Raw genomic sequence first — 22,626 nt, 5'->3', positions numbered from 1 at the left:
ATCCCGCTTGTGTTACATTTCCTCTGGAAACCAGCACAGGCGGCCTTCCTCCGGGAAGCCACTTCATGTCTTGTGTGTATAGCCGTGTTTCTTCCCCATCGCTGATAAGCAAGCCCTATTAACGCCATCTATTATTTTTTGTCAATTTCTATTGACAGTTCGTAACAAACTTGTTATATTTGTTTACATAAAGTAACAACCCAAAAGAAAAACATTATGTATACCACCATTAACGAAAACGGCATTCTCAATAACTACTCTACCGAGCCAAAACTTTACTACGCAGAATATCCAACTAAAGAGCAACAAAGACGCTACGCCTTTAAAGGTGCAGTAGCTATTTTATTCGTCTCATCTATAGTTTTAATTGCGTTAGGAGTTAGTTAATATTTTTAGTTTTGGTATTAGTGTCTAAATCGTCATTCTTATTTCTCCTATAAACCTCGGTTAGTTTCGCCGGGGTTTTTTATTGCTTAATTTTCTTTCATCCAACCCTCCGATACCTTCGGTCAGCTTCGCTATCGCATCCCAACATCCCCAACAGCGAACTGACAAGTCCGCGCTTGCGCGATCGCATTCCTCATATCCCCAAAACAGCGATTACTAGGTCGTATTTCGCTATTGTTACTTACTTATATTCTTACTTGATGACTTTGCAAAGCATCCCAGACATCAACTTTTTGCTGAAGATTCAACCAAAGTCTATGTCCATTTCCTAAAGCTTTACCAAGACGAATTGCAATATCTACTGTAATGGATTTTTCACCATTAATAATTTCCTGAATTATTTGATTAGATACTCCTAAAATTTCTGCAAAATTGCTAGGATTAATATCTAAATCATCTAAAATATCGGCAATTACTTCACCAGGATGTATTGGTCTTACTAATCTATCTTGAGTAATATCTTGCAAATTATTCATAATCCTTAAATATTTTAACTAACAGCATATTCTGTAAATTGCCTCATAAAAGGAGACTGAAAACCTAACACAATATCCTCTTTACTCACTCCCGCAGCTACTAAATCAGCAGCAATATCATCCTCCGTCCCATTCCATTGCAGCCAAATTTTGCCACCTTTAATATCAATATGAATGATACAACTATGTACCCAATCTTGACCTTCCCAACCGACATGAACTATTTGATAATGGTCACGTTCTGTATCAAAAATTGTCTCAACTTCTATATTACCGTAAGCTGGTTTTTGCTTACTATATTCCCGTAATATTTGTTGTACAAGCTGGCGATATCTAGTTAATATATCCATTTAAAAATTACCTCTTGCTCTACATCATAAACAAGCATTTTTAACTGATTCTCTGATATCATATCTTTGGGAAAATCAAGTTGAAAAAATGTTTTGTAAGTTGTTAAAGGAACTGCTAAATATAAAACACGCTCCGGTTGTAACTTTCTCAATGCACCTCGATAATTAATAAATTGTCCTAATGCTGTATGAAATTCGGAAATAGCAGACGATCTTTCTAAAAAACTTTTGACTTCGACTGCAATTTTTTGTCCTTCCCGTTCTGCGGCTATCAGCTTTTCTGCGGCTAAATCAATAGAAAGATTAACTCCTCCCACACTAATTGTAAGTGGGTCATTAGTAACTTGCCAACCATCTTTTTGTAAAGCTATTTTGACAACTCCATGAAAAATATCTTTAGCTGACATACATATCTATCATTATATTGCTTATTCTATAATTACAGTACCAGGAAGCGATTCCTAGGTCGCGCTGAGTGCAAGGCACTCCCGTCAGGGATACGCTATCGCACCCCAAACACCCCCAAAACAGCTATATCTTCCCTTGACAAAGTATTTTCATACAATTAACATGAAATTATCAAATAATTTATTGAAATTATGATGTTTAGCCTAAGCGATATTCACCCCTTATCAGAATTTCAGCGGGGAGCAAAGATGTTTCTGGATAAGTTAAAAGAAACTAAATCTCCCATTGTGCTGACTGTAAATGGTAAAGCTGCTGCTGTGGTTCAGGATGCTGAAAGTTATCAAAAACTGATTGATAGACTAGAATTACTGGAATCTGTTGCTAAGATCCGTCAAAGTATAAATGAGTTTAAACAAGGTGAGGGTATGCCCTTAAATCAAGCATTTGCAGAATTTAAGGAAAAGTATGGCATACCGGATTGAGATTTCACCTACTGCTATTGCTGATATTGAGAGTATTTTCCTGTGGATAAAAGAAGATTCACAAGAAAGAGCTTTTCGTTGGGTGCGGGGATGTTATGAAATTATGCTGACGTTGGAAAATCTTCCACAACGTTGTTCTTTAGCTATAGAAAGTCAGTATATGGGAATTGATGTTCGACAACTTCTTTATCAAAAACAATTTTTGATTTTATTTACGGTTCAAAACCTGGAGGAAGAGGAAGGAGTTGTATATATTCATCGTGTTCGTCATGGTTCTCAGCAGAGATTGGAAAATATACAGGATTTATTAGGAGATGAATTATAAAATTTGACACTCAATAGCGATCGCACTCCCACATCCCAAAAGCGATCGCACTCCCAAAACCCCTAAAAGCGATCGCACTTCCAACATCCCCAACAGCGATCGCACCCCCAAACCCCAAAAGCGATCGCACTCCCAACATCCCCAAAAGCGATCGCACTCCCTACATTCCCAAAACAGCGATCGCATCCCCACATCCCCAAACAGCGATCGCATCCTACGTAGCTTCATTAACAAACTTGTTATCATTTTGCATAATTATACTGTTTGTAAATATGCACATAATTTTTTAATATAGCTAATATCATCTCATCCGCATTACTAAACCATGAATTCAAATAGTTTTAACCAGGAACAAGATAGACTTTCTGTTTGGAGAGATGATGATTGTATCATTATAGAAAAGCTAAACCATCCAAAATGTGTAAGCCAGTTTATTCGAGCTTTATTTAGCATACGTAAAAATGGTTATAAAAATATATCAGTTGTTTTTCCAGATGTTAAAGGTGTTTTTCCTAATTCTGCTGTACCCATAGCTGCTATAATTCAGCATTACAGAAATCTTGATATTAATATAGATTTATATGATCAACCTACTATACTTACAAAAGTAAATTTTAATGATCCATTACCTGCAACTGCCAATATCTTAACAAATTAAATAGATCCTTTATCAAAAATATGGAAATTTCAAGATGATGTCATGGAACATCAACTAGCATCAGCATTGATAAGAGCTATTAGAGAAAGAATACAATGTAACCCTGGGGTTTTAGAGGCTTTTAAATGGTGTTTAGATGAAGTAATGGGAAATGTTTTTGATCATTCTCAAGCCCCTGAGGGTTTTGCTATGGTTCAAGTACATCCTGAACGTAAGCGATTAGCTGTGTGTATTGCTGATACTGGTATTGGAATTTATGGTTCTCTTTCTCAATCTGTTCATAAACCAAAATCACCTGTTGATGCTATAACTATGGCTGTTAAAGAAGGTATAACTAGAGACAAGACAACCAATCAGGGTAATGGACTCTGGGGTTTATTAGAAATCATTAAAGATAATAGTGGAAGTCTAAGTATTACGTCTGGTTCTGGTTCATTATTGATACGAAATAATGAATCTAAATCATTTCCTAAAATTCCTTTTATAGATAAAAATCATCAGGGTACAATTATTGATTTCCAAATTGATGTGAGTCAGGATATTGATATAAAAGCTGCTCTTGGTGGCTACCAACCTGTAAATTTATTTCTAGAAAATTTAGAAAATGATACAGGTGAACATTGTATTTTAATTAAGGATCATACATCTGGATCTGGTACAAGAATTGCTGGAGAAAAAATTCGTACATCCGTGATTAACATAATTAATATGGGTACTTCACGAATTGTTCTAGATTTCTCAGAAATGGGACTTATTTCTTCCAGCTTTGCTGATGAATTTATTGGTAAACTTGTTGTTCTATATGGTTTTTATGGATTTCAAAGTATTATTAGAATAAAAAATATGAATGAAGTATCTCAAGCTATTCTACATAGATCAGTAGCTCAAAGAATGATGAATAGTATTGAAAAAAATAACTAAAATAAGTAATTATTATCAATTTTAATTTAATGTAGAGACGTTCCATGGAACGTCTCTACATTATGGATATCACATCTTTATAAAATCTGATATCACATCCATAAACCTGATGAGTTATTCTTGTCATAATCCCATTTAAGAGGATTATTAATAATATATTCCCTAATCTTATCCACAGATCCATCAGCACGAATAATTTTATCAAAAAATCGCTGTTGCCAAGCAAAATTAGGATACCCATTCATATTACACCAACGGGTAACAGCAGCTTTATATGACCTAATAATTACACTTAAAGAACCTGCTTTGGGGGACATTTTCGACAAATTTTGATAAACATCTGTATCATCAAAATCATCATCCAATTTTGTAGAATTATCATCCGCATCCGATTTTGTAGAGACGTTCCATGGAACGTCTCTACATTGGGTAACGTCTTTACTTGGGGAAATTTCTTTAGATTCAGGATTATCAATGACAATAATTCCGTGTACATGATTGGGCATAATCACATAAGCATCTATATATGTATGTTTAGAATGTTGAGGAATTTCAGCCCAAAATTTTTGTGCTATTTGACCAATTGTTGATAAACGAACTTGACCATTTACAACATCACCAAATAACCATTCACGTTCATAAGTGCATATCGTAACAAAATACCAACCGTTTTGTGAATAATCACGTTCTGGTAATCTCGTTGATTCAACCCTATATTTATTTTTGAATAATGTCATGGTTTTAATATGATGTGAAAAATTGTGATTTATAAAAATGTTGGTTATGTAATTTGTAACAAATCACCCACAATATAATAAACAAATCACCCAAAATGTAGAGACGTTCCATGGAACGTCTCTACATTAATTATTAGGGATTACTCAATTCCCTCAATCCGATTTTCCACCTCCTGATACAACTCTCTCAACTTGTCTAAATTCTCCTCACTCGTCTCCCAATAACCGCGTCCATTCATTTCCAACAAAGTAGAAACAATCTTGCGGAAAGAATGAGGATTGAGATTCATGAGACGCTTTTGCATTTCCTCATCTTTGATGAAAGTCTCATTCGTGTCCTCATAAATCCAGTTATCCACAGCGCCAGCAGTCGCACTCCAACCAGTGGTATTTACCAACCGCTTAGAAAGTTCCCGCACACCTTCATAACCGTGAGATAACATCCCCTCATACCATTTGGGATTTAACAACTTAGTCCGCGCATCTAAACGCACAGTTTCTGATAAAGTTCTTACCTGTGCATTCGCTGTAGTTGTATCTGCAATATAAGAAGATGGTTTCTTGCCATCTGCACGCAGACTTGCCACTAACTTAGTAGGATCTGAGTCAAAATAATGGGAAACATCTGTTAAACTGATTTCCGAAGAATCAAGGTTTTGGAAAGTTGCATCAGCAGTTTTCAAAGTAGTTTCAAAAATCTCCCGCGACTCATCCATAACACCAGGATTATCAGAATTGAAAGAGAAAGATTTCCGTTTCAAATACATTTCTTGCAACTCAGCTTCACTATCCCAAGTGCTATTCTCCACCGCCAAGTTAATATTAGAAGAATAAGAACCAGAAGCATTAGAGAAAACGCGAGTTGCAGCTTGACGCAGATTTATGCCCATTTCCTCAGCTTGTTTCAAAGCGTGCTTACGGACAAAGTTCATTTCCAAAGGTTCATCAGCTTCTGCTGCCATTTTCACACCTTGATCCAGCAAGTTCATTTGGTTAATGAACAAGTCGCGGAATACACCAGAACAGTTAATCACAACGTCAATTCTGGGTCTTCCTAATTCTGACAAAGGTATCAATTCCAACTTGTTCACCCGTCCCAAAGCATCAGCAACCGGACGCACTCCCACCATCCACATAATTTGGGCGAGGGATTCCCCATAGGTTTTGATGTTATCTGTACCCCAGAGGACACAGGCGATAGTTTCCGGCCAGTTGCCATCATTTTCCGACCTGTTGCGTTCTAACAACCTATCAACGACGATTTTCGCAGATTGGACTGCGGCAGAAGTGGGGATAGATTGGGGATCTAAGGCGTGGATATTTTTACCTGTGGGTAATACGTCAGGATTACGGATAGGATCACCACCGGGACCGGGTAAAATATATTCACCGGCTAAACCTTGGAGAAGTCCACCCAGTTCGTTATCTGCACAAACTTGTTTGAGACAAAATTCCAAATATTCAAACAGGGGTTTTAACGCAGAGGTGTCAACTTTGGGATAACCTGATTGATGCAGTGATTCCACCCAAGGTTCTTTTCTCCCCATGTTGAAGAAATTCAACTTGGAAACCGCTATAACTCTACCTTCAGCGTCAATCTGTTCTTGGACTAAAGCAGTCACAGCCGCACGGGTAGCGAGGGTGATATCTTGTAATAGTTGCACATCTGCCAAAATTCCGGCATCGTTGTTTTTGTAGATATCTTCAATGTTGCGTCCCAGACTTCTAGCAATAATTCCGGGTAAACCTAGCAGTTCTTCCTCTTGTCGATCTAAACTAGCAATATTAACCAAAGTTGCGATCGCTTCTTCGGCAGTAGGAGGTTTACCGATAACGTGCAGTCCACAAGGTAACAAGCGCGATTCAATCTCCATCAACCGCCGATAAACACTACCAACGATATTATCTCGTTCTTCCGAAGACATATCCTTAGAATCGGTTTCTGGTAAATGAATATCTTTGTCTAAGTTGACAATGCGGCATTTATCCATGATGGAATTGACAATGGAAACGCCGCGTCCCGTGTCTTTCAAAGTTTGGTAAGAAGCAATTAACTCGCTGAGTTCCTTCAAACCTTTGTATAAACCAGCATTTTCCGCAGGTGGTGTCAGGTAAGAAATTGTTTCGGCGTAACTGCGACGTTTGGCAATTGTGGCTTCACTGGGGTTATTGGCTGCGTAATAATACAGGTTAGGAATTGAGCCAATTAGTTGATCTGGGTAACAATCACCAGACATTCCCATTTGCTTACCGGGCATGAATTCCAATGAGCCATGTGTACCAAAGTGTAACACAGCATCAGCGCCCCAAATTTTTTCCAAATAGGTGTAGTAAGCTGCGAAACCGTGGTGAGGACTAGCGGAACGGGAGAATAACAAGCGCATGGGGTCGCCTTCATAACCAAATGTTGGTTGTACACCGATGAAGACATTACCAAACTGCTTTCCGTAGACTAACAGATTTTGTCCATCGCTGTTTAAGTTTCCTGGTGGTGGTCCCCAGTTTTCTTCTAAGCGTTGGGAGTATGGTGTCAGTGCTTCATATTCTGGCACAGACATTTTGTAAGCAATGTTGAGTTCGGGACTGTTGTATTGTGCTTGTGCGTCGTGGATGACTTGTTCTAGCAACTCTTGGGGAGTTTCGGGAATGTCCTGCACGTCGTAACCGTTGTTTCTCAGTCCTTTCATGACTTCATGGATAGAACCGAATACATCTAAATATGCGGCTGTTCCCACGTTACCTTTGTCGGGAGGGAAGCTAAAAACGGTGATGGCGACTTTTTTGATTAATTTGGGTTTGCTGCGGAGTTTTGCCCATTTTAATGCTCTTTGGGCGACTATTTCGACTCGATCCTGGAGGGCGATCGCTTTCCCTGTTGCCCCATCTTTACCTGATAAGATAATTGGCTCAATTGCCCCGTCAAGTTCAGGTATAGCAATCTGTAAAGCCACTTGAATGGGATGTAACCCCAAATCGCTATCTAGCCATTCTTCGGTGGTTTGGAAGACCAAAGGCAACGCCACCATGTAGGGACGATTTAACCGTTTTAAGGCTTCAATAGCTTTCGGATGATCTTGTCTAGCGGGTCCTCCCACCAAAGCGAAACCAGTTAAAGAAACTACCGCATCTACTAACTGTAATTTAGTTGTAGGTTCATAGAAGTAAGCTTCTATTGGTTTAGAGAAATCCAAACCACCAGCAAACACAGGCAGAACTTTTGCCCCTAATGATTCTAATTCCTGGACAATTGCCACATAATGGGCATCATCGCCGGTAACTAGGTGAGTTCTTTGTAAAACCAAACCTACACATGGTGCAAGAGGATCTTTAAGATTTCGAGAAATATCTCTGCGGACAGCATACCAGTTTAGATATTCTCGCACATCCTCAAACATAGTCGGCGCTAAAGGATGCCAAATTCCCATGTCGGGATAAACAACTGGTGCTTCATACTTAGCAGCAGCAAAGCTTTCTTTTTCCGCGCCTTTCAATACGTATTTATCAGCCAGCATCAGCAAGAAGTTTTCTAGGTTTTCCGCTGAACCACCTAGCCAATACTGAAAACTGAGCATGAAGTTTCTCGCGTCTTGTGCTTTTTCCATTGGTAGGAATTTCAGCACTTGGGGAAGTGTCCGCAACAACTTCAACATTCCATCTTGGAAACCAGCGCCAGATTTCTCTTTGCGCTTTTTCATGAAGTTAGCAATCACGCTCTTGGATTGTCCTAACTGCGCCAAAGAGAAGCTACCCATTTTATTGAGGCGCATAACTTCGGGCATGGAGGGGAAGACAACCGATACATCTAGATTATCACGATGGGGTTCGACTGCGGCAACTACTTTCTGTGCTAAGTCTTCAATAAAAATCAAAGAAGCAATGAATATATTAGCACTGGCTATATCACGTTTCAACTCCTCATAGTTTTCAGGGTTGCGTAGTTCTTCAATCAAGTATCCACTGATTTCTATGGCTACGCTGGGATGATTAGCGTTAATTTCCCGTACCGCTTGTGATAACGCACTTTGGTATTGGGATTCTAGCACGACATAGACAACCTTGATTAATTTACGTCCCCGTAAATCGTCAGGTGCAATATGTCGAATCGTGGACTTGACTTGGGTAAACATTCAAATAAGCTCCTTTCAAGCGTGTTCTCATGAAGTTCGTCACGGCTAATATGGCCGTTTGTAACTGCAATTATTTTCGGCAATAAGAGTTTTTTAGCAGAAAACTCGGATTCTGTGGGGGTTTTGTCCTATATCTGACACAAAATGATATAGAAAACAACATATTTATTCATGAATCTTAACAAAGAGTACAGGTTCTCTCACCTGTTTTTAAATTTTGTTTACATAGTAATGCTGTTATGTAACAAAACGTTAGTGCTGATAGTATTGTGATATTTTGGTTTTGAGTTGGGCGATAGCTTAATTTTTCTGCATAAATTGACAAGACTCGCCTGTAATGCTTACTATATATTTGTATACAAAAGTGTTATACAAAATATTTCTGTATAATAACTAGTTAGACCTACACTTGTTGCCCAACATTGCACATCGTTGTAATAACGAAAAGAGAGAGAAGACAATGAATAATCTTATGAAGCGACTTTACGGCAGGCAATTAAAAAATTCAAAGATATACCGAGAATTTCAAGATATAGGATTCGATTACATCTTAAATCCAAAAACCCAAGAACTTCATCTTGTGGGTTCGGATGAATTTCTAGGATCTCATAACCTCATATTGTCTAATTTAGAAGACTTTATAGGTCTTGTTAACATTGGAGTTATTGAAATTCATAGTCTCCCTGATGGTTTTTCCGTGCCAGTTTATGATCTTGAAACAGGCGATTTAATAGCCGAATATGCCATCAATAAATGCCTCCACTGCTTTCCTTAAGGATTGTAAGCAGTATAAAGTGTGACTTGTTGTGTTTATTTATCATTTGAGTGCGATCGCTGTTTTGGGATGTGGGAGTGCGATCGCTTATCTCATAAGGTGCTTTAATCAAATGTAACGCACCCTACTAGTTATTACAGTTAATTTAATATTATTGACCACCTAGAAAAATGGTGATAATGTATTCTATACTCCAAAAATCTAACATTGCAGTTTTTACGTTCAACATATAACCACATATTTACATAAAGAACATATGATTAACATAAAGTATCTTCAAACATGGTTTAATAATCTACTATTAGTGATTATATTAGTGTTTTTGGTTAGCTGTGATAATACAAATTCAACACAAGAATCCTCTGCCAATAATCCAAATAATTCTAGCATTAATAGTAGTTCTAACGAGTCCAAAATTGCTGATGAAAATTCATCTCCAAAAGCTTACACTGATATAATATCTGAATATCAAGATGTTATTAGAGGTGACAGTGATTATAATAGTTTAAAAAATTTAGCTGATCAACAACCTGAAAATATTAGGTCTTATGCTCAATCCTATTGTGAAGCCAAAAACAAAGGATTTAGTGATTCTGATATAGATCAACATTTAGAAGCTCAAGCTGAAAAAATCAGCAAAAGTTTTAGTGACAGTGATACAGCTAAGAGACTATTAAGAAAGGCACAAAACTATAGTATTAGTATAGGTAAAAAATACTATTGTAAATAAATATATCGTAGGGTGCGTTAATGAAATGTAATGCACCGTTTTCTATTAATATTTAACTGTCAGAATCAGGATATCCAAGATTAAAGGATTAACAGGATAATATTTGTATTGATATTGTGGAATATTTGAATTAGCGCAATTTCTGAAAATGTAGATAAATATTAATAAAACATCCTGGACATCCTCAAATCCTGGACATCCTGATTCTGACAAAAAATCCGCGTTCATCCCTGAATCAATGATCAAAAATAGGTGATAGTAAAAAGTAGGCGATCGTTTAAAATTATGGGGTTGTGAGCGATCGCTGTTTAGGAATAAGTTGGGAGAGCGATCGTTTAAAATTAGGGTGGTTGTGTTTTTAAAATTAGGGGGTTGTGAGCGATCGCTGTTTGGGGATGTTGGGAGGGCGATCTTTTAAAATTAGGGGGTTGTGAGCGATCGCTGTTTGGGGATGTTGGGGTGCGATTGTTTAAAATTAGGGGGTTGTGAGCGATCGCTGTTTGGGGATGTTGGGAGGGCGATAGCGTAAGCGCTCCGTAGGAATCGTGTAAAATTGGGGTGGTTGTGTGCGATCATCATTTAGGAATAAGTTGGGAGTGCGATCGCTTTATTTTTGTACTAATTTAAAAAATGTTTCTTTGTCAATACCAATATCTTGAATCATTCCCATTAAAGTACCTGGTTTAATGTCTTTTCCTTGATGAATTGGAACAACAACTCTTAAACCATTAGTATTCTTGTAAATAGCATGACTACCTTTTTGTCTGTCAAAATAAAAACCCAAATTTTCGATAACCCTAATAAAATCTTTAGCTTTTATACTTGGTAAATTACTCATAATAAAATACTTAATGGCTTAACAATTAAATCCTCTTTAGGAACAGGTTGATTATCAGCTATTAAACTTTCAATATATAATTCAATAGCTTCTGTAATATTCTCAATTGTTTCTTCAAAAGAATCTCCTTGAGAATGACAACCTTTGAGAACAGGACAAAAGGCATGATAACCCCCATCTTGTTCCTTTTCCACAAGTACAGTGTAATTGTAAATTTGTTTACTTTTGTTATCCATATATCTTTACGTTTTTTGAGTTAGTGATTTTTAGCGTTGATTTATTCCATGATAAACGGTTTGGGGAATTTGGGAGAAGTGCATTAGCGTAAGCGTTGCACTCAGTAGGAATCGCTGTTTGGGGATGTTGGAGTGCGATAGCGTAAGCGCTCCGTAGGAATCGTGTAAAATTGGGGTGGTTGTGTGCGATCGCTATTTGGGGATGTTGGGGTGCGATCGTTTAAAATTGGGGTTGTGAGCGATCGCTGTTTGGGGATGTTGGGAGAGCGATCGTTTAAAATTGGGGTGGTTGTGAGCGATCGCTGTTTGGGTTTGTGGGGTGCGATTGTTTAAAATTGGGGTTGTGTGCGATCGCTATTTAGGTATAAGTTGGGAGAGCGATCGCCGAAAATTGAGGTAGTTGTGAGCGATAGCGAAGCGCTCCGTAGGAATCGCTATTTGGGAATGAGTATTAAAAAATTAATTTATTGAACGATATAATATAAATAATAATAATTGGATTTTCCAAAACATAAATAGAGTAAACATCATGCAAGAACAATTAACCGACTATCAACAAGAACTAACAGAACGCATTTCTCATGTTGTAGATAAACTATTTCGTGGTAGTAGTTTCTACATGGTGAAATTAGATCAATATGAAATGACTGAAATGTTGATAGAATTATTTAGCAGATTTTCACCAGAAGAAATGAGAGCAATTAAAGAACATGATTTAACCAGAAGAATTAGTAAAATATTAACATTAGAAGCTGTTGCTGGAACATTAAATGATTTAACACCAGAAGAAATAGCGATTTTTGATGCAGCAGTAGCCAGAAAATAAAACCGTGAATTATTTACTAGACTCGAATATTGTTAGTTATGCGTTAAAGAAAAATACAACTATAAATAATAAATTGAGAGAGTTAAGCTTTCTCGGTGCAGAAATATTTATTAGTTGTATAACCTACTATGAAATTAAAAGAGGTTTAATATCTCTCAATGCTACTAAACAATTGGTAGATTTTCATGGATTTTGTAATGATTATCCTGTATTATTTTTAGATGATTTAGAAATTATTGAAAAATCCTGTGAAATTCATGCAAAATTAAAAGCCAAAGGTACTCCTATCCAAGATGCTGATGTTTTAATAGCAGCTACAGCAATTGTCCGCGATTTAATTCTCGTTTCTAATGATTCTGATTTATTAAGAATTGAAGGACTTAAATTAGAAAATTGGTTATGATAAAAATTTAGGAATAAATTGGGAGTGCGATAGCGAAGCGCTGCTGCAAGCAGTTCGTTTAAAATTGCGGTGGTTGTGAGCGATCGCTGTTTGGGGATGTGGGGTGCGATCGTTTAAAATTAGGGGGTTGTGAGCGATATCTAAATAGCTACTCAATGTGGCTAAATTTAAGAAGATGTTATGATCCAAATCAGATAGCAAAACCTGATGTTTAATATGCCTCTTAGCGAACTTCTACCAACTGTTAGTCAACTAACACATCAAGATAAGCTCAGACTTATACACTTTCTTTTGCTTGCAGTAGCTAAAGAGGAAGGGTGTAGCCTAGATACCGCAAGTAATGAGCATCATGAGAATATGCTGATGAAGCAACTAACAGTTACTGAGGCAGTTGTATGGTCACCTCAAGCAGATAATGAAGCTGTTCAAGCCTTGTCTGGGCTTTTGGTAGAGGCACAGGGAGTATAAAATGCTTGGTGGTCATCGCTTTTTATTTACAGAACGCACTGACAGTTCTGGTCGTTCTAGCATCTTGCCATACTTGCCGCTAATCTTGACTAATGGAAAACGTTCAATAGAAGTTATGGCTCTATTGGACACGGGCGCTAGTGTTAATGTCTTACCCTACGAAATTGGATTACAGTTAGGAGCAGTCTGGGAAAGTCAAACCCTTCAAATTCCACTTAGTGGAAATCTCGCTCATAGTGAGTCACGAGGGCTAGTTTTAACTGGGACAGTAACCAATTTTGCACCTGTTTTACTTGCCTTTGCGTGGACTCAATCAACAGATGTACCTGTCATTTTAGGTCACATGAACTTTTTTGCAGAATTTAATGTATGTTTTTATCGCCACGAATTGGCTTTTGAGGTTTGTCCAATCCAGAAATAAAGTACGATAGCGATAGCGAAGCGCGACCTAGTAATCGTCTAAAATTAGGGTGGTTGTGAGCGATAGCGAAGCGCTCCGTAGGAATCGCTGTTTGGGAATGTTGGGGTGCGATCGTTTAAAATTAGGGTTGTGAGCGATCGCGTATACCAAAACCTAGTGCGATCGCCTGAATAATACGTAACTTGTGACATAATCATAATGTAAATTTTAGGAATACAAATTAAAAATTTAGTACAATAATGAATGAGTTACGATTTACTTGGGATGCACAAAAAGCCGAGAGTAATATTCAAAAACATGGAATTTCTTTTGAAGAAGCAAAATCTGCCTTTATTGATGATAATGCTCGTTTAATTTATGATCCTGATCATTCTCAAAATGAAGATAGATTTATTTTATTAGGAATCAGTGTTTATTATCGCCTTTTAGTTGTTTGTCATTGTTATCGAGAAAATGATTCAATAATTAGGATTATTTCAGCCAGAAAAGCAAATAAACTAGAACAAAAACAATATCAGGAGTTCCTATGAAAGAAAATTATGATTTTTCTAAATCCGTTAAAAACCCCTATTCTCAACAGTTAAAAGAACAAGTTACTATTGATTTAGAAAAGGATGTTATTCAATACTTTGAAGAAATAGCTCAAGAAACAGGTATTTCTTATTTGAATTTAATTAATCTTTATTTGCGTGAATGTATGGAAAATAAACGCAAATTATCGTTAATGGAAAGTAACAATTAATCGCTGTTTAGGATGTTGGTTGGGAGAGCGATCGCCGAAAATTAGGGTAGTTGTGTGCGATAGCGAAGCGCGACCTAGTAATCAAAAAATTAAACTTCCTCATCTAAGAATGGCAAGAGATCCTCTAAATCTCTCGCCCCATGCAAAACCCGTAGAACCTCTACTTGTTCCTCTTGAACCTTATAAAAAATCAAATAGTCCTTAAAATTCTTAATGCGCCACTGACGAATTGTTCCCATGTCAGACAAAGACGATACAACCTTACCCATATTGGGAGTTATTGCCAATTGAGCAAAAGCCGACTCAACAAACTCCAAAAACTTTTCCCCTGATTCCCGATTACCATTCACCAAAATATAATTTGCTTGTTGTCTGATATCTTGAGTAGCACGATTGCGAACAATTACCTGAAAAGCCATACTCACTACTGCACCTTACCAAAGATTGATCGGCGCAAATCTTGCCAATATTCAGGAGTTACAGGTTCTGCTTCTGATTCCAAACCTTCTTGTAACAAACTAGCTAATTTTGCTTGAGCATCCTTACGCCGTTGATCTTGCTGCAATAACATCAAAAAATAGTCCGCCACAGTAGCATAATTGCCAGATTGAAGCTGAACCTCAAGATAAGACTCAAGTTCTTTTGGTATCGGAAAACTCACATTCATAAGTTTCTAATATGAATAAAATCTTATTAGTATCTTATCATTTTTTATTCTGGTTATGAATTTAGGCGAAATTAGGGTGGTTGTGTGCGATAGCGAAGCGCGACCTAGGAATCGTTTAAAATTAGGGGGTTGTGTGCGATAGCGTATCCCTGACGGGAGTGCCTTGCACTCAGCGCTCCGTAGGAATCGCTGTTTAGGAATAAGTTGGAATTGCGATACCGAAGCGCTCCGCAGGAATCGTATTTATATCAATCATAATGATATTTACAGGAAATGATAATTAATAAATCTTCTTCAACTTTATAAACCAACCTATGTTCATCGGTAATTCTCCTAGACCAGTAACCTTGTAATTCATATTTTAATGGTTCTGGTTTTCCTATACCTGAAAATGGTTCTCTTTGGATATCTTTAATGAGTGACAATATTTTTTTAAAGACTTTTTTATCTTCTGTTCCCCATTGTCCCAATTCTTCAAAAGCTTTTGGTTCAAATGCTACTTTTTTCATATTCATCTAAATCAACATAAATTAAATTTCCTTGTGCTACATTTTTTATGGCTTTTAGTAAATGCTTTTTATTAGATTCCGACTTTAAAAGATAAGTTGTTTCATCTTCTACAGTTTCTTGATCAACTAACACAATTACCTCTACAATTGTTCCCTCTGGGAACTCAGTTGTAGGTAATTCAATCTTGCCATTTTTACCAACAGTCGCCTTTTGTTTAATTCCAGTAATCATAGTTTATATTGAGTTCCTTCTTTCTTCTTATCATAACATTAAAATTAGGGGGTTGTGTGCGATAGCGTATCCCTGACGGGAGTGCCTTGCACTCAGCGCTCCGTAGGAATCGCAAAATGCTGACGGAAGGTATCGCTTACTTTTATCTACAAACTACCAAACAACATTAACCAAATCTGAAGCAGTGATATTTTGATCACAGGTCAATAACTGCACAACTTCGCCTTTACTTGCTAAAACTAACGCAGTTGCCGCAATTTGTCTATCGTGCATTTCATTAATAGCAAATAAACTCATGGTCATTTCAATTACCTCTTGATCAAGTGGATAAATTACCACACGCGGATCTGATTCTACGGCTAAAATAACATCTTTAGGAGTAGGAATAGATGTTCTACCTCTTTCCACAATCCAAACAGCCTCAGCTAAAGTAGTTGCAGGAATAACTAACTGCGAATTACCATCACAAAGGATAGTTTTAGCATTTGCACCTAACTTGAAATTACCTTCGAGAAACCATATCAGAGCATGAGTATCTAAGACATATTTCATAATTAGTTATGACCAGTCTAAGCTATCTTCACTATCTCCATGAAATTCAGCAATTTCAAAATCTGCTTCCGTTGACGGCTGATTTCCAGAAAACATACCAAACTGCATTATTTGTTTTTTTTGTGGAAGTTTGTCAGACTTTAAAAAAGTAACTATAACAAGACTTTCTGAAATATCTTTTGGTAATTCTCTTAATTCTACTTTACCGTATTTGTAAATACCTTCAATTGCTTGCAACATAGTTTTTGCCATTATTGAATTTTTCTTATGTTCTTACTTTAACTTAACTATACACCATAGATATTCAGAAATAACACAAGTGCGATAGCGTATCCCTGACGGGAGTGCCTTGCACTCAGCGCGACCCAGGAATCGCTTATGGGGTAGTTGCTATTAATTGGTAACTAATAATATATAATAGGATATGAGATAGTTAAATTTTCTCCCTGAACATTCAATGAGGATATGACAATGAATGCTTTAACTGTCAATTTAGATTCAGTAATAAAAATGACTGATGACCAGTTTTTTAAACTATGTCAAGCAAACCGTGATTTAAGATTTGAACGTACTGCAAATGGGGAATTAATAATTATGCCACCAACGGGAGGAGAAACGGGAAATAAAAATGCGAGAATCACTCAACAAGTAATGAATTGGACTGATACTGATGGTACTGGGATAGCTTTTGATTCTTCCACTTGTTTTAAGTTACCAAATGGTGCAGATCGTTCTCCTGATGCTGCTTGGATAAAGTTAGAAAGATGGGATGCTTTAACTGATGAAGAAAAACAAAAGTTTCCTCCTATTTGTCCTGATTTTGTAATTGAGTTACTTTCTCCTAGTGATAGTTTGAAGACTACACAGGAAAAGATGAAGGAATATATAGATAATGGTGTGCGTTTGGGTATATTAATTAATCGGAAATCTCGTCAAGTTGAAATTTATAGACCAGGAAAAGAGGTTGAGGTTTTGAATTCTCCTGCTACGGTTTCAGGGGAAGATGTTTTAAAGGGTTTTGTTTTGAATTTGGGGATGATTTGGTAAAATTAGGGGTTGTGTGCGATAGCGAAGCGCTACTGCAAGCAGTTTGTTTAAAATTGGGGTTGTGAGCGATCGCGAACCGCGACCCAGGAATCGCTGTTTGAGAATGAGTATTAAGGGTAGTTGTGTGCGATAGCGAAGCGCTACTGCAAGCAGTTTGTTTAAAATTGGGGTTGTGAGCGATCGCGAACCGCGACCCAGGAATCGCTGTTTGAGAATGAGTATTAAAAAATTAATTTATTGAACGATATAATATAAATAAGAATTAGATTTTTCCAAACCACAAACAGAGTAAACATTATGCAAGAACAATTAACCGACTATCAACAAGAACTATTTGAATTTAATTAATCTTTATTTGCGTGAATGTATGGAAAATAAACGTAAGTTATCGTTGATAGAAAGTAACAATTAAATCTGTATTTCCATCTGCCATAGCCTATCCCTAACGGGACTCGAAGAGAAGCGCTACGTAGGAATCGCACTCTAGGAATAAGTTGGAATGCTGATGTTTTAATAGCAGCTACAGCCATTACCCACGATTTAATTCTAGTTTCTAATAATTCTGATTTATTAAGAATTGAAGGGGTAAATTTAGAAAATTGGTTATGATGATGAAATCATAAATATACACTAACAACAGATAGCTAAAAGTTTAATATTTACTTTAAAAAATCAAATGGAATTATCCATCTATCTACATGGACAATTCCATTAATCTGTTAGAAGTTAAGAGCCTTAAGCCCATCTTGTACGGTACAAGGAATTCTTTTGAATTTACTGTTGGTAACAGTTATTTACTTAAACCATCATATCTGTTTGGGTCTTTTTTCTCCTTTTTGTCCTTGGGATCTTTTTTAGGCTTTTTGGCTTCTTTATTACCTTTTTTTTCCTTAGACATCGGTATTACCCAGCTATGTTTACTTGTCAAAGCTTCCATATTCTGCTATCAGTAAATCAAGATGTAGCTTACTTGGTATACTTTGACAACAGCAAAGAAAGCATTGCACATTTATCGCTACTAACTACTATGATACATCGTTATTTAATTTTATTATTAATTTGATTAACTATGATACAAAACTTTAAATCCTATATTCCTATATCCAATTGAGATTTTGAGAGGATGTTTCAGAATTTTTACGCATTTTTGAATTACATACCTTGATTAAGAAACACCAAAAAAAACCCACATCACAATCTATTTATTGTCCTCTAAATTAGGTAATAATTAAATGACTCCACCGATAGATATTCTTATTCTCTCCAATGGTCCAGGGGAAATTACAACTTGGGTGCGTCCCGTTGTCAAAGCACTAAGACAACAACTAGGAAATCACCGTTCACAAGTGAGAATTTCTGTAATATTATCACCTTGTCCCCATGCTAGTGGCAAAGAAGCTGCTATAGCGTTGGGTTACCCAGAGGTTGATAGAGTCCAAACAGCAGAACATTTTTGGCAGTTTTTATTATGGGGAAAAACCGCCGAAAATTGGGATTGGAGAAATAACGGTGTAGTGGTATTTCTGGGTGGAGATCAAATTTTCCCCGTTATTATTGGTAAAAAATTAGCATATAAAACCGTAGTTTACGCAGAATGGGAAGCACGTTGGCACAATTTAATAGATAGGTTTGGGGTAATGAAAGCGAAAGTTGTAGAAAATGCCTCTCCTAAATATGCTCATAAATTTGCCGTTGTTGGTGATTTAATGTTAGAAGCAGCTGCAGAAGATGAGATAAAATCCCAAATTCTAAATCCCCAACCCCAAATAGAAATGATTGGGATTTTGCCAGGTTCAAAAGCCGCGAAATTGACCCAAGGTGTACCCTTAACTTTAGCTATTGCTGAATATATCCACATCAAAAGACCTCAAACAAAGTTTGTTATTCCTGTTGCCCCAACTTTGAATTTACAAACTTTAGCGAATTTTGGCGATTCCCAAAAAAACCATTTTATGCAAACTTTTGGTGCTAATAATGCGTCCTTAATTATTCCAGAAACAGATAAACCAATATTGAAAACAGAAACAGGATTAACTATCGAATTGTGGCAAGAAAATCCAGCTTATGAATTATTATCTCAGTGCAGTATTTGCTTAACTACAGTCGGTGCAAACACGGCTGAAATTGGTGCTTTAGGTGTACCAATGATTGTTTTATTGCCTACTCAACAAATGGATTCTATGCGTTCTTGGGATGGTTTACCAGGGTTGTTAGCTAATTTACCAGGAGTGGGTACAAATTTTGCCAAATTGATTAATTGGTTGTTTATCAAACGGATAGGTTTATTAGCATGGCCAAATATTTGGGCGCAAGAAGAAATAGTACCAGAACTTTTGGGTAAACTCCAACCCTCGGAAGTTGGAGAAATGGTATTAGACTTTTTAGAAAATCCCGAAAAATTGGCAGCTATGCGAGATAAACTTCGCAGTGTTAGGGGTGAAAGTGGTGCAGCACAAAAGTTAGCTACTTTGGTAAAACAAGAAATAGAAAGTTTTTGAAGATGTATATAGCGGTTCTCGGTTGAGTGAGGTACAAGAACCCCCTCCCCGCAAGCGATGAGGGGACTATGATTATGAGGCGTTGCTGAATTCAGGTATGAAATTCTCTTACTTTAATTTTTAAACCCCTTACCTTTGCGCCTTTGCGTGAGGATAAATTCATACTTCAATTATGCAACGCCGATTATGATATTTAATCGGAAGATTCCCCATCTCTGCGTCCTAGTTCAAAAATACCTGTACCCATACAAGCAAGTATGCCGGTGCTAATTCCCCAGCTATCACCTAAACTGATTTCCAAACCCCAGTTACATAAAGCACCAAATATTATGAAAGGCACAATGCTAAAAAGTGAAGCGTAAAAAGCATTTTGCGATTCTCTGGCTTTACGTGTTTTTTCAAATTCCGATTGACTGGTGTAGAGAAAGCGTTCTGCAAAATTAAACCACCTATCCAATTGCTGTGTCACCCATTCCCTGGTTGAGGCAAAACCGATATACAGTGCCAAAGACCACACACAAGCTCCTGCGATCGCAATTTTATCCAATTCAAATCTAAAGGGCAATATATCAAACATAGGCGCGGTTTAATGCTGCAATATTCTATTTTAGCTTTAATTTGCTCCTAGATGACACTATTGAGAAAATTTTTATCTCCAAGCTGACATAATTCGATTTAATTGCTGATTTTGCATATTTACATAGTCTGATTTTATATCTATACTTAGACAATAAACACATCCTGTGGCTATAGATTATTATGGTGTATCACCATACAGTTTATATCATCCAGAAGTAATCAAGGCTTACCCAGACGATTTTAACAGAAATTGGCGAAAAGCCTGGGAGATGAACTAATGAGCAAAGTATTAGATTTAGGGTTTTCAGGAAAAGCTCGGATTTGGAATAATGAAGGATTTTATTTTCCTGGTTATTCACAGAGTCCTGTTTTTTATCCTGTATTAGAAGAAAGGATAGAAGTTATAGATGAAAATGCCAACATTAGTTCATTTTCTGCAAAAGAAGTCATGATTGAGATATTAGTACCTTTAGGAGCTAGGTTTTTATATGGCTGTTTAGGTGCTATGTTTTCTCCTAATGATTCGGGTAAGTTATTGTTAAAAGTTGCTGTTTCAACTGACGTTGAACGGGAAGTTAAATCTTCCCTTGCGTCATCATTAGATACAGTGAGAGTTGGGATACCAGAAGAATATGCAAATAGTGTCTTGGAAGGCTCAAAATCAAAACTCCAAGAACCAGGAATTAGCAAAATATTGGGTTCGGGCGAAATTGCCTTTAAATGGGGTACATTTGGTGAAATCGGCTCTTCCAGAGCATTTTTTCGTGATCTTGCCTATACAGTTATTGAAGTTATGGTGCGAGATAAAGTTACAGCTAATTACAATATCAATCCACCATTTAAAAAGGTTCTGGAGCAGTCTTTTTAAATTATTAAACTTATCAAAAAAGTCAATAGTCTACAAAAATAGACCATTGACTTTTAATCAATTCCTAATGAGAAACTACTAACTTTTCATCTCTCATCTGAACCTGGCTATTTTCCTCTACAATTTTGCGGAATAAATCTCCATCAATGGTTTCCTGTTCCGCTAACAAATCAACTAAACGCTCTAAAACAAGACGGTTTTCTTGTAAAATTTCTTTGGTTTTGATGTAGCAATTGTTAACAATTACCCGAACTTGAGCATCAATTTTAGCGGCTATTTCCTCAGAATATTCTGATTTATTCCCCCAGTCACGCCCCAAGAATACTTCCTGATTTGGACTTTCCAAGGAAACCAGTCCTAATTCCGACATCCCAAACCGCGTCACCATTTGTCGTGCCATATTTGTGACTTGTTGTAAGTCATTTCCAGCACCTGTGGTTACTTCCGCCTTACCAAAAACAATTTCCTCAGCAGCACGACCGCCCAAAGCTGCGAGAATCCGCGCTAGGATTTGAGAACGAGAAATTAGTCCTTGTTCTTCATTGGGCGTAAACCAAGTTAATCCCAGCGCTTGTCCTCTGGGAATGAGGGTAACTTTTTGTACTGGGTCATGCTCTTTAATTAACGTACCCACCAAAGCGTGTCCGACTTCATGGTAAGCAATGAGGCGTTTATTTTTGCTGTCTACCAAGGCTGTACCTTCCATTCCAGCGACAACTCGATCTACTGCATCATCAATTTCTAGAATGGTAATCGCTTCTTTGCGTCTTCTAGCGGTGAGAATAGCGGCTTCGTTGAGGAGGTTAGCTAAGTCTGCGCCGGTGAATCCAGGTGTGCGACGTGCGATCGCATCCAAGGACACACTAGCATCTAATTTCTTATTCCGCGCATGAACTTCTAATATCTCCAAACGTCCTTTTATATCAGGTGCGTCAACAGTTACTTGTCTGTCAAAACGACCGGGACGTAAAAGTGCGGAGTCTAAAACATCAGGACGGTTGGTAGCAGCAATAATAATAATGCCTGTGTTACCTTCAAAACCATCCATTTCGGTTAATAGCTGGTTTAAAGTTTGTTCTCTCTCGTCGTTACCACCACCGATACCTGCACCCCGTTGACGACCTACAGCATCGATTTCATCAATAAAGATGATACAAGGAGCGTTTTCTTTAGCTTTCTTGAACAAGTCGCGGACACGGGAAGCACCCACACCCACAAACATTTCCACGAATTCGGAACCGGAAATACTAAAGAATGGGACAGCAGCTTCTCCTGCGATCGCTTTTGCTAGTAAAGTTTTACCA

Annotated in this window: 36 protein-coding genes and 1 pseudogene; 18 read left to right on the top strand and 19 right to left on the bottom strand. The window is 37.2% G+C overall.

Annotation, left to right across the window (positions count from 1 at the left end):
- Positions 1-216: 216 nt before the first annotated feature.
- Positions 217-387, top strand: a complete 171-nt coding sequence (locus A9Y75_RS27150) for a ssl1498 family light-harvesting-like protein (RefSeq protein ID WP_143046342.1) — start codon at positions 217-219, stop codon at positions 385-387.
- Between the two features lie 245 nt (positions 388-632).
- Here the strand turns inward: A9Y75_RS27150 and A9Y75_RS01950 are convergent, their stop codons facing one another.
- The 3 genes from A9Y75_RS01950 to A9Y75_RS01940 are packed head-to-tail and all read right to left on the bottom strand — an operon-like array spanning position 633 to position 1,680.
- On the bottom strand, positions 633-923 hold the full coding sequence (locus tag A9Y75_RS01950) for a HigA family addiction module antitoxin (RefSeq protein ID WP_071187723.1): 291 nt from the start codon (positions 921-923) through the stop codon (positions 633-635).
- A gap of 14 nt (positions 924-937) precedes the next feature.
- The gene (locus tag A9Y75_RS01945) at positions 938-1,273 is read right to left on the bottom strand and encodes a XisI protein (RefSeq protein ID WP_071187721.1); all 336 of its coding nucleotides are present in this window, start codon (positions 1,271-1,273) and stop codon (positions 938-940) included.
- Entirely contained in the window at positions 1,261-1,680 is a 420-nt protein-coding gene (locus A9Y75_RS01940) for a XisH family protein (protein ID WP_071187719.1), read from the bottom strand. The genes A9Y75_RS01945 and A9Y75_RS01940 overlap by 13 nt, the downstream gene beginning before the upstream one ends.
- A gap of 192 nt (positions 1,681-1,872) precedes the next feature.
- Here A9Y75_RS01940 and A9Y75_RS01935 point away from each other — a divergent pair, with 192 nt between their 5' ends.
- Positions 1,873-2,163, top strand: coding sequence for a type II toxin-antitoxin system Phd/YefM family antitoxin (locus A9Y75_RS01935; protein ID WP_236721303.1), 291 nt, complete (start codon positions 1,873-1,875; stop codon positions 2,161-2,163).
- On the top strand, positions 2,147-2,488 hold the full coding sequence (locus A9Y75_RS01930; RefSeq protein WP_071187718.1) for a type II toxin-antitoxin system RelE/ParE family toxin: 342 nt from the start codon (positions 2,147-2,149) through the stop codon (positions 2,486-2,488). Before A9Y75_RS01935 ends, A9Y75_RS01930 begins: the two co-directional genes overlap by 17 nt.
- Here A9Y75_RS01930 and A9Y75_RS27145 read toward each other — a convergent pair.
- Positions 2,483-2,716 carry a hypothetical protein gene (locus A9Y75_RS27145; RefSeq protein ID WP_143046341.1) on the bottom strand — a complete coding sequence of 78 codons (234 nt, stop codon included), beginning with the start codon at positions 2,714-2,716 and terminating at the stop codon, positions 2,483-2,485. The two genes, A9Y75_RS01930 and A9Y75_RS27145, sit on opposite strands and share 6 nt — an antisense overlap.
- Before the next feature lie 97 nt (positions 2,717-2,813).
- Here A9Y75_RS27145 and A9Y75_RS01925 point away from each other — a divergent pair, with 97 nt between their 5' ends.
- Entirely contained in the window at positions 2,814-3,146 is a 333-nt protein-coding gene (locus A9Y75_RS01925) for a hypothetical protein (protein WP_071187716.1), read from the top strand.
- A gap of 42 nt (positions 3,147-3,188) precedes the next feature.
- Entirely contained in the window at positions 3,189-4,067 is an 879-nt protein-coding gene (locus A9Y75_RS01920; protein ID WP_071187715.1) for an STAS-like domain-containing protein, read from the top strand.
- A 92-nt stretch (positions 4,068-4,159) separates the two neighbouring features.
- On the opposite strand, the gene A9Y75_RS01915 is transcribed toward A9Y75_RS01920, so the two are convergent.
- Together A9Y75_RS01915 and A9Y75_RS01910 are read right to left on the bottom strand one after the other, a co-directional pair.
- Positions 4,160-4,804 (bottom strand): transposase, encoded by a 645-nt coding sequence (locus A9Y75_RS01915; protein WP_071187714.1) that lies wholly within the window; start codon positions 4,802-4,804, stop codon positions 4,160-4,162.
- Positions 4,805-4,944: 140 nt separating this feature from the next.
- Complete coding sequence (locus A9Y75_RS01910; RefSeq protein ID WP_071187712.1) at positions 4,945-8,931, bottom strand: magnesium chelatase subunit H; 3,987 nt, start codon at positions 8,929-8,931, stop codon at positions 4,945-4,947.
- A gap of 460 nt (positions 8,932-9,391) precedes the next feature.
- Between A9Y75_RS01910 and A9Y75_RS01905 the strand changes: the two genes are divergently transcribed.
- Both A9Y75_RS01905 and A9Y75_RS01900 read left to right on the top strand, forming a co-directional pair.
- On the top strand, positions 9,392-9,706 hold the full coding sequence (locus A9Y75_RS01905; RefSeq protein WP_071187711.1) for a hypothetical protein: 315 nt from the start codon (positions 9,392-9,394) through the stop codon (positions 9,704-9,706).
- Positions 9,707-9,962: 256 nt separating this feature from the next.
- Positions 9,963-10,436 carry a hypothetical protein gene (locus A9Y75_RS01900; RefSeq protein ID WP_177176074.1) on the top strand — a complete coding sequence of 158 codons (474 nt, stop codon included), beginning with the start codon at positions 9,963-9,965 and terminating at the stop codon, positions 10,434-10,436.
- Between the two features lie 607 nt (positions 10,437-11,043).
- Here A9Y75_RS01900 and A9Y75_RS01895 read toward each other — a convergent pair.
- Positions 11,044-11,274, bottom strand: a complete 231-nt coding sequence (locus A9Y75_RS01895) for a type II toxin-antitoxin system HicA family toxin (protein ID WP_071187708.1) — start codon at positions 11,272-11,274, stop codon at positions 11,044-11,046.
- A complete protein-coding gene (locus A9Y75_RS01890; RefSeq protein ID WP_071187707.1) occupies positions 11,271-11,510 on the bottom strand; it encodes a type II toxin-antitoxin system HicB family antitoxin in 240 nt (79 codons plus the stop codon). Before A9Y75_RS01890 ends, A9Y75_RS01895 begins: the two co-directional genes overlap by 4 nt.
- 183 nt (positions 11,511-11,693) lie before the next feature.
- On the opposite strand from A9Y75_RS01890, the gene A9Y75_RS28120 reads away from it, so the two are divergent.
- The 3 genes from A9Y75_RS28120 (at position 11,694) to A9Y75_RS01880 (ending at position 12,739) form a co-directional block, all read left to right on the top strand.
- Entirely contained in the window at positions 11,694-11,843 is a 150-nt protein-coding gene (locus A9Y75_RS28120; RefSeq protein WP_177176073.1) for a hypothetical protein, read from the top strand.
- A gap of 196 nt (positions 11,844-12,039) precedes the next feature.
- Positions 12,040-12,336, top strand: a complete 297-nt coding sequence (locus A9Y75_RS01885; protein ID WP_071187705.1) for a hypothetical protein — start codon at positions 12,040-12,042, stop codon at positions 12,334-12,336.
- Positions 12,337-12,340: 4 nt separating this feature from the next.
- Positions 12,341-12,739 (top strand): type II toxin-antitoxin system VapC family toxin, encoded by a 399-nt coding sequence (locus A9Y75_RS01880; RefSeq protein WP_071187704.1) that lies wholly within the window; start codon positions 12,341-12,343, stop codon positions 12,737-12,739.
- Here the strand turns inward: A9Y75_RS01880 and A9Y75_RS27140 are convergent.
- Positions 12,734-12,940: a hypothetical protein gene (locus A9Y75_RS27140; RefSeq protein ID WP_143046340.1), complete on the bottom strand. Its 207-nt coding sequence runs from the start codon at positions 12,938-12,940 to the stop codon at positions 12,734-12,736. The genes A9Y75_RS01880 and A9Y75_RS27140 overlap by 6 nt on opposite strands.
- 15 nt (positions 12,941-12,955) lie before the next feature.
- Between A9Y75_RS27140 and A9Y75_RS01875 the strand changes: the two genes are divergently transcribed.
- Complete coding sequence (locus A9Y75_RS01875) at positions 12,956-13,207, top strand: hypothetical protein (RefSeq protein ID WP_071188786.1); 252 nt, start codon at positions 12,956-12,958, stop codon at positions 13,205-13,207.
- A 1-nt stretch (position 13,208) separates the two neighbouring features.
- Positions 13,209-13,628 (top strand): hypothetical protein, encoded by a 420-nt coding sequence (locus A9Y75_RS01870; protein WP_071187703.1) that lies wholly within the window; start codon positions 13,209-13,211, stop codon positions 13,626-13,628.
- Positions 13,629-13,672: 44 nt separating this feature from the next.
- Here the strand turns inward: A9Y75_RS01870 and A9Y75_RS28115 are convergent, their stop codons facing one another.
- Positions 13,673-13,819 (bottom strand): hypothetical protein, encoded by a 147-nt coding sequence (locus A9Y75_RS28115; protein WP_177176072.1) that lies wholly within the window; start codon positions 13,817-13,819, stop codon positions 13,673-13,675.
- 48 nt (positions 13,820-13,867) lie between these two features.
- Here A9Y75_RS28115 and A9Y75_RS01865 point away from each other — a divergent pair, with 48 nt between their 5' ends.
- The gene (locus A9Y75_RS01865) at positions 13,868-14,158 is read left to right on the top strand and encodes a BrnT family toxin (RefSeq protein WP_071187702.1); all 291 of its coding nucleotides are present in this window, start codon (positions 13,868-13,870) and stop codon (positions 14,156-14,158) included.
- Positions 14,155-14,370, top strand: coding sequence for an antitoxin (locus A9Y75_RS01860; RefSeq protein ID WP_071187701.1), 216 nt, complete (start codon positions 14,155-14,157; stop codon positions 14,368-14,370). Before A9Y75_RS01865 ends, A9Y75_RS01860 begins: the two co-directional genes overlap by 4 nt.
- 89 nt (positions 14,371-14,459) lie before the next feature.
- Here the strand turns inward: A9Y75_RS01860 and A9Y75_RS01855 are convergent, their stop codons facing one another.
- The 6 genes from A9Y75_RS01855 to A9Y75_RS01830 all read right to left on the bottom strand — a co-directional run bounded on the left by A9Y75_RS01855 (position 14,460) and on the right by A9Y75_RS01830 (position 16,570).
- Positions 14,460-14,789, bottom strand: a complete 330-nt coding sequence (locus A9Y75_RS01855) for a type II toxin-antitoxin system RelE/ParE family toxin (RefSeq protein WP_071187700.1) — start codon at positions 14,787-14,789, stop codon at positions 14,460-14,462.
- 5 nt (positions 14,790-14,794) lie between these two features.
- Positions 14,795-15,037: a transcriptional regulator gene (locus A9Y75_RS01850; RefSeq protein WP_071187693.1), complete on the bottom strand. Its 243-nt coding sequence runs from the start codon at positions 15,035-15,037 to the stop codon at positions 14,795-14,797.
- 248 nt (positions 15,038-15,285) lie between these two features.
- Positions 15,286-15,546, bottom strand: coding sequence for a Txe/YoeB family addiction module toxin (locus A9Y75_RS01845; protein WP_071187688.1), 261 nt, complete (start codon positions 15,544-15,546; stop codon positions 15,286-15,288).
- The gene (locus tag A9Y75_RS01840; protein WP_071187686.1) at positions 15,527-15,778 is read right to left on the bottom strand and encodes a hypothetical protein; all 252 of its coding nucleotides are present in this window, start codon (positions 15,776-15,778) and stop codon (positions 15,527-15,529) included. The genes A9Y75_RS01845 and A9Y75_RS01840 overlap by 20 nt, the downstream gene beginning before the upstream one ends.
- A 153-nt stretch (positions 15,779-15,931) precedes the next feature.
- Positions 15,932-16,330: a PIN domain-containing protein gene (locus A9Y75_RS01835; RefSeq protein WP_071187684.1), complete on the bottom strand. Its 399-nt coding sequence runs from the start codon at positions 16,328-16,330 to the stop codon at positions 15,932-15,934.
- Between the two features lie 6 nt (positions 16,331-16,336).
- Positions 16,337-16,570 (bottom strand): hypothetical protein, encoded by a 234-nt coding sequence (locus A9Y75_RS01830; protein ID WP_071187683.1) that lies wholly within the window; start codon positions 16,568-16,570, stop codon positions 16,337-16,339.
- A 231-nt stretch (positions 16,571-16,801) separates the two neighbouring features.
- Between A9Y75_RS01830 and A9Y75_RS01825 the strand changes: the two genes are divergently transcribed.
- Together A9Y75_RS01825 and A9Y75_RS30350 are read left to right on the top strand one after the other, a co-directional pair.
- Entirely contained in the window at positions 16,802-17,377 is a 576-nt protein-coding gene (locus tag A9Y75_RS01825; protein WP_071187682.1) for a Uma2 family endonuclease, read from the top strand.
- A gap of 438 nt (positions 17,378-17,815) precedes the next feature.
- Entirely contained in the window at positions 17,816-17,986 is a 171-nt protein-coding gene (locus A9Y75_RS30350) for a hypothetical protein (protein WP_343232366.1), read from the top strand.
- A gap of 181 nt (positions 17,987-18,167) precedes the next feature.
- Here A9Y75_RS30350 and A9Y75_RS28110 read toward each other — a convergent pair whose 3' ends face one another.
- Positions 18,168-18,314 carry a hypothetical protein gene (locus A9Y75_RS28110; RefSeq protein ID WP_177176060.1) on the bottom strand — a complete coding sequence of 49 codons (147 nt, stop codon included), beginning with the start codon at positions 18,312-18,314 and terminating at the stop codon, positions 18,168-18,170.
- Between the two features lie 295 nt (positions 18,315-18,609).
- Between A9Y75_RS28110 and A9Y75_RS01820 the strand changes: the two genes are divergently transcribed.
- Positions 18,610-19,875 (top strand): lipid-A-disaccharide synthase, encoded by a 1,266-nt coding sequence (locus A9Y75_RS01820; protein ID WP_071187681.1) that lies wholly within the window; start codon positions 18,610-18,612, stop codon positions 19,873-19,875.
- Positions 19,876-20,068: 193 nt separating this feature from the next.
- On the opposite strand, the gene A9Y75_RS01815 is transcribed toward A9Y75_RS01820, so the two are convergent.
- A complete protein-coding gene (locus A9Y75_RS01815) occupies positions 20,069-20,452 on the bottom strand; it encodes a hypothetical protein (protein ID WP_071187678.1) in 384 nt (127 codons plus the stop codon).
- Between the two features lie 279 nt (positions 20,453-20,731).
- Between A9Y75_RS01815 and A9Y75_RS01810 the strand changes: the two genes are divergently transcribed.
- Complete coding sequence (locus A9Y75_RS01810) at positions 20,732-21,322, top strand: hypothetical protein (RefSeq protein WP_071187677.1); 591 nt, start codon at positions 20,732-20,734, stop codon at positions 21,320-21,322.
- 64 nt (positions 21,323-21,386) lie between these two features.
- Here A9Y75_RS01810 and ftsH2 read toward each other — a convergent pair.
- Positions 21,387-22,626, bottom strand: a pseudogene (gene ftsH2 / locus A9Y75_RS01805) (ATP-dependent zinc metalloprotease FtsH2); the annotation flags it as partial.

Source organism: Trichormus sp. NMC-1, from assembly GCF_001858025.1.
Classification (GTDB): Bacteria; Cyanobacteriota; Cyanobacteriia; order Cyanobacteriales; family Nostocaceae; genus Anabaena.
Note: the sequence above shows the minus strand (reverse complement) of the source record. Positions and strands in the feature narration are given on the sequence as shown.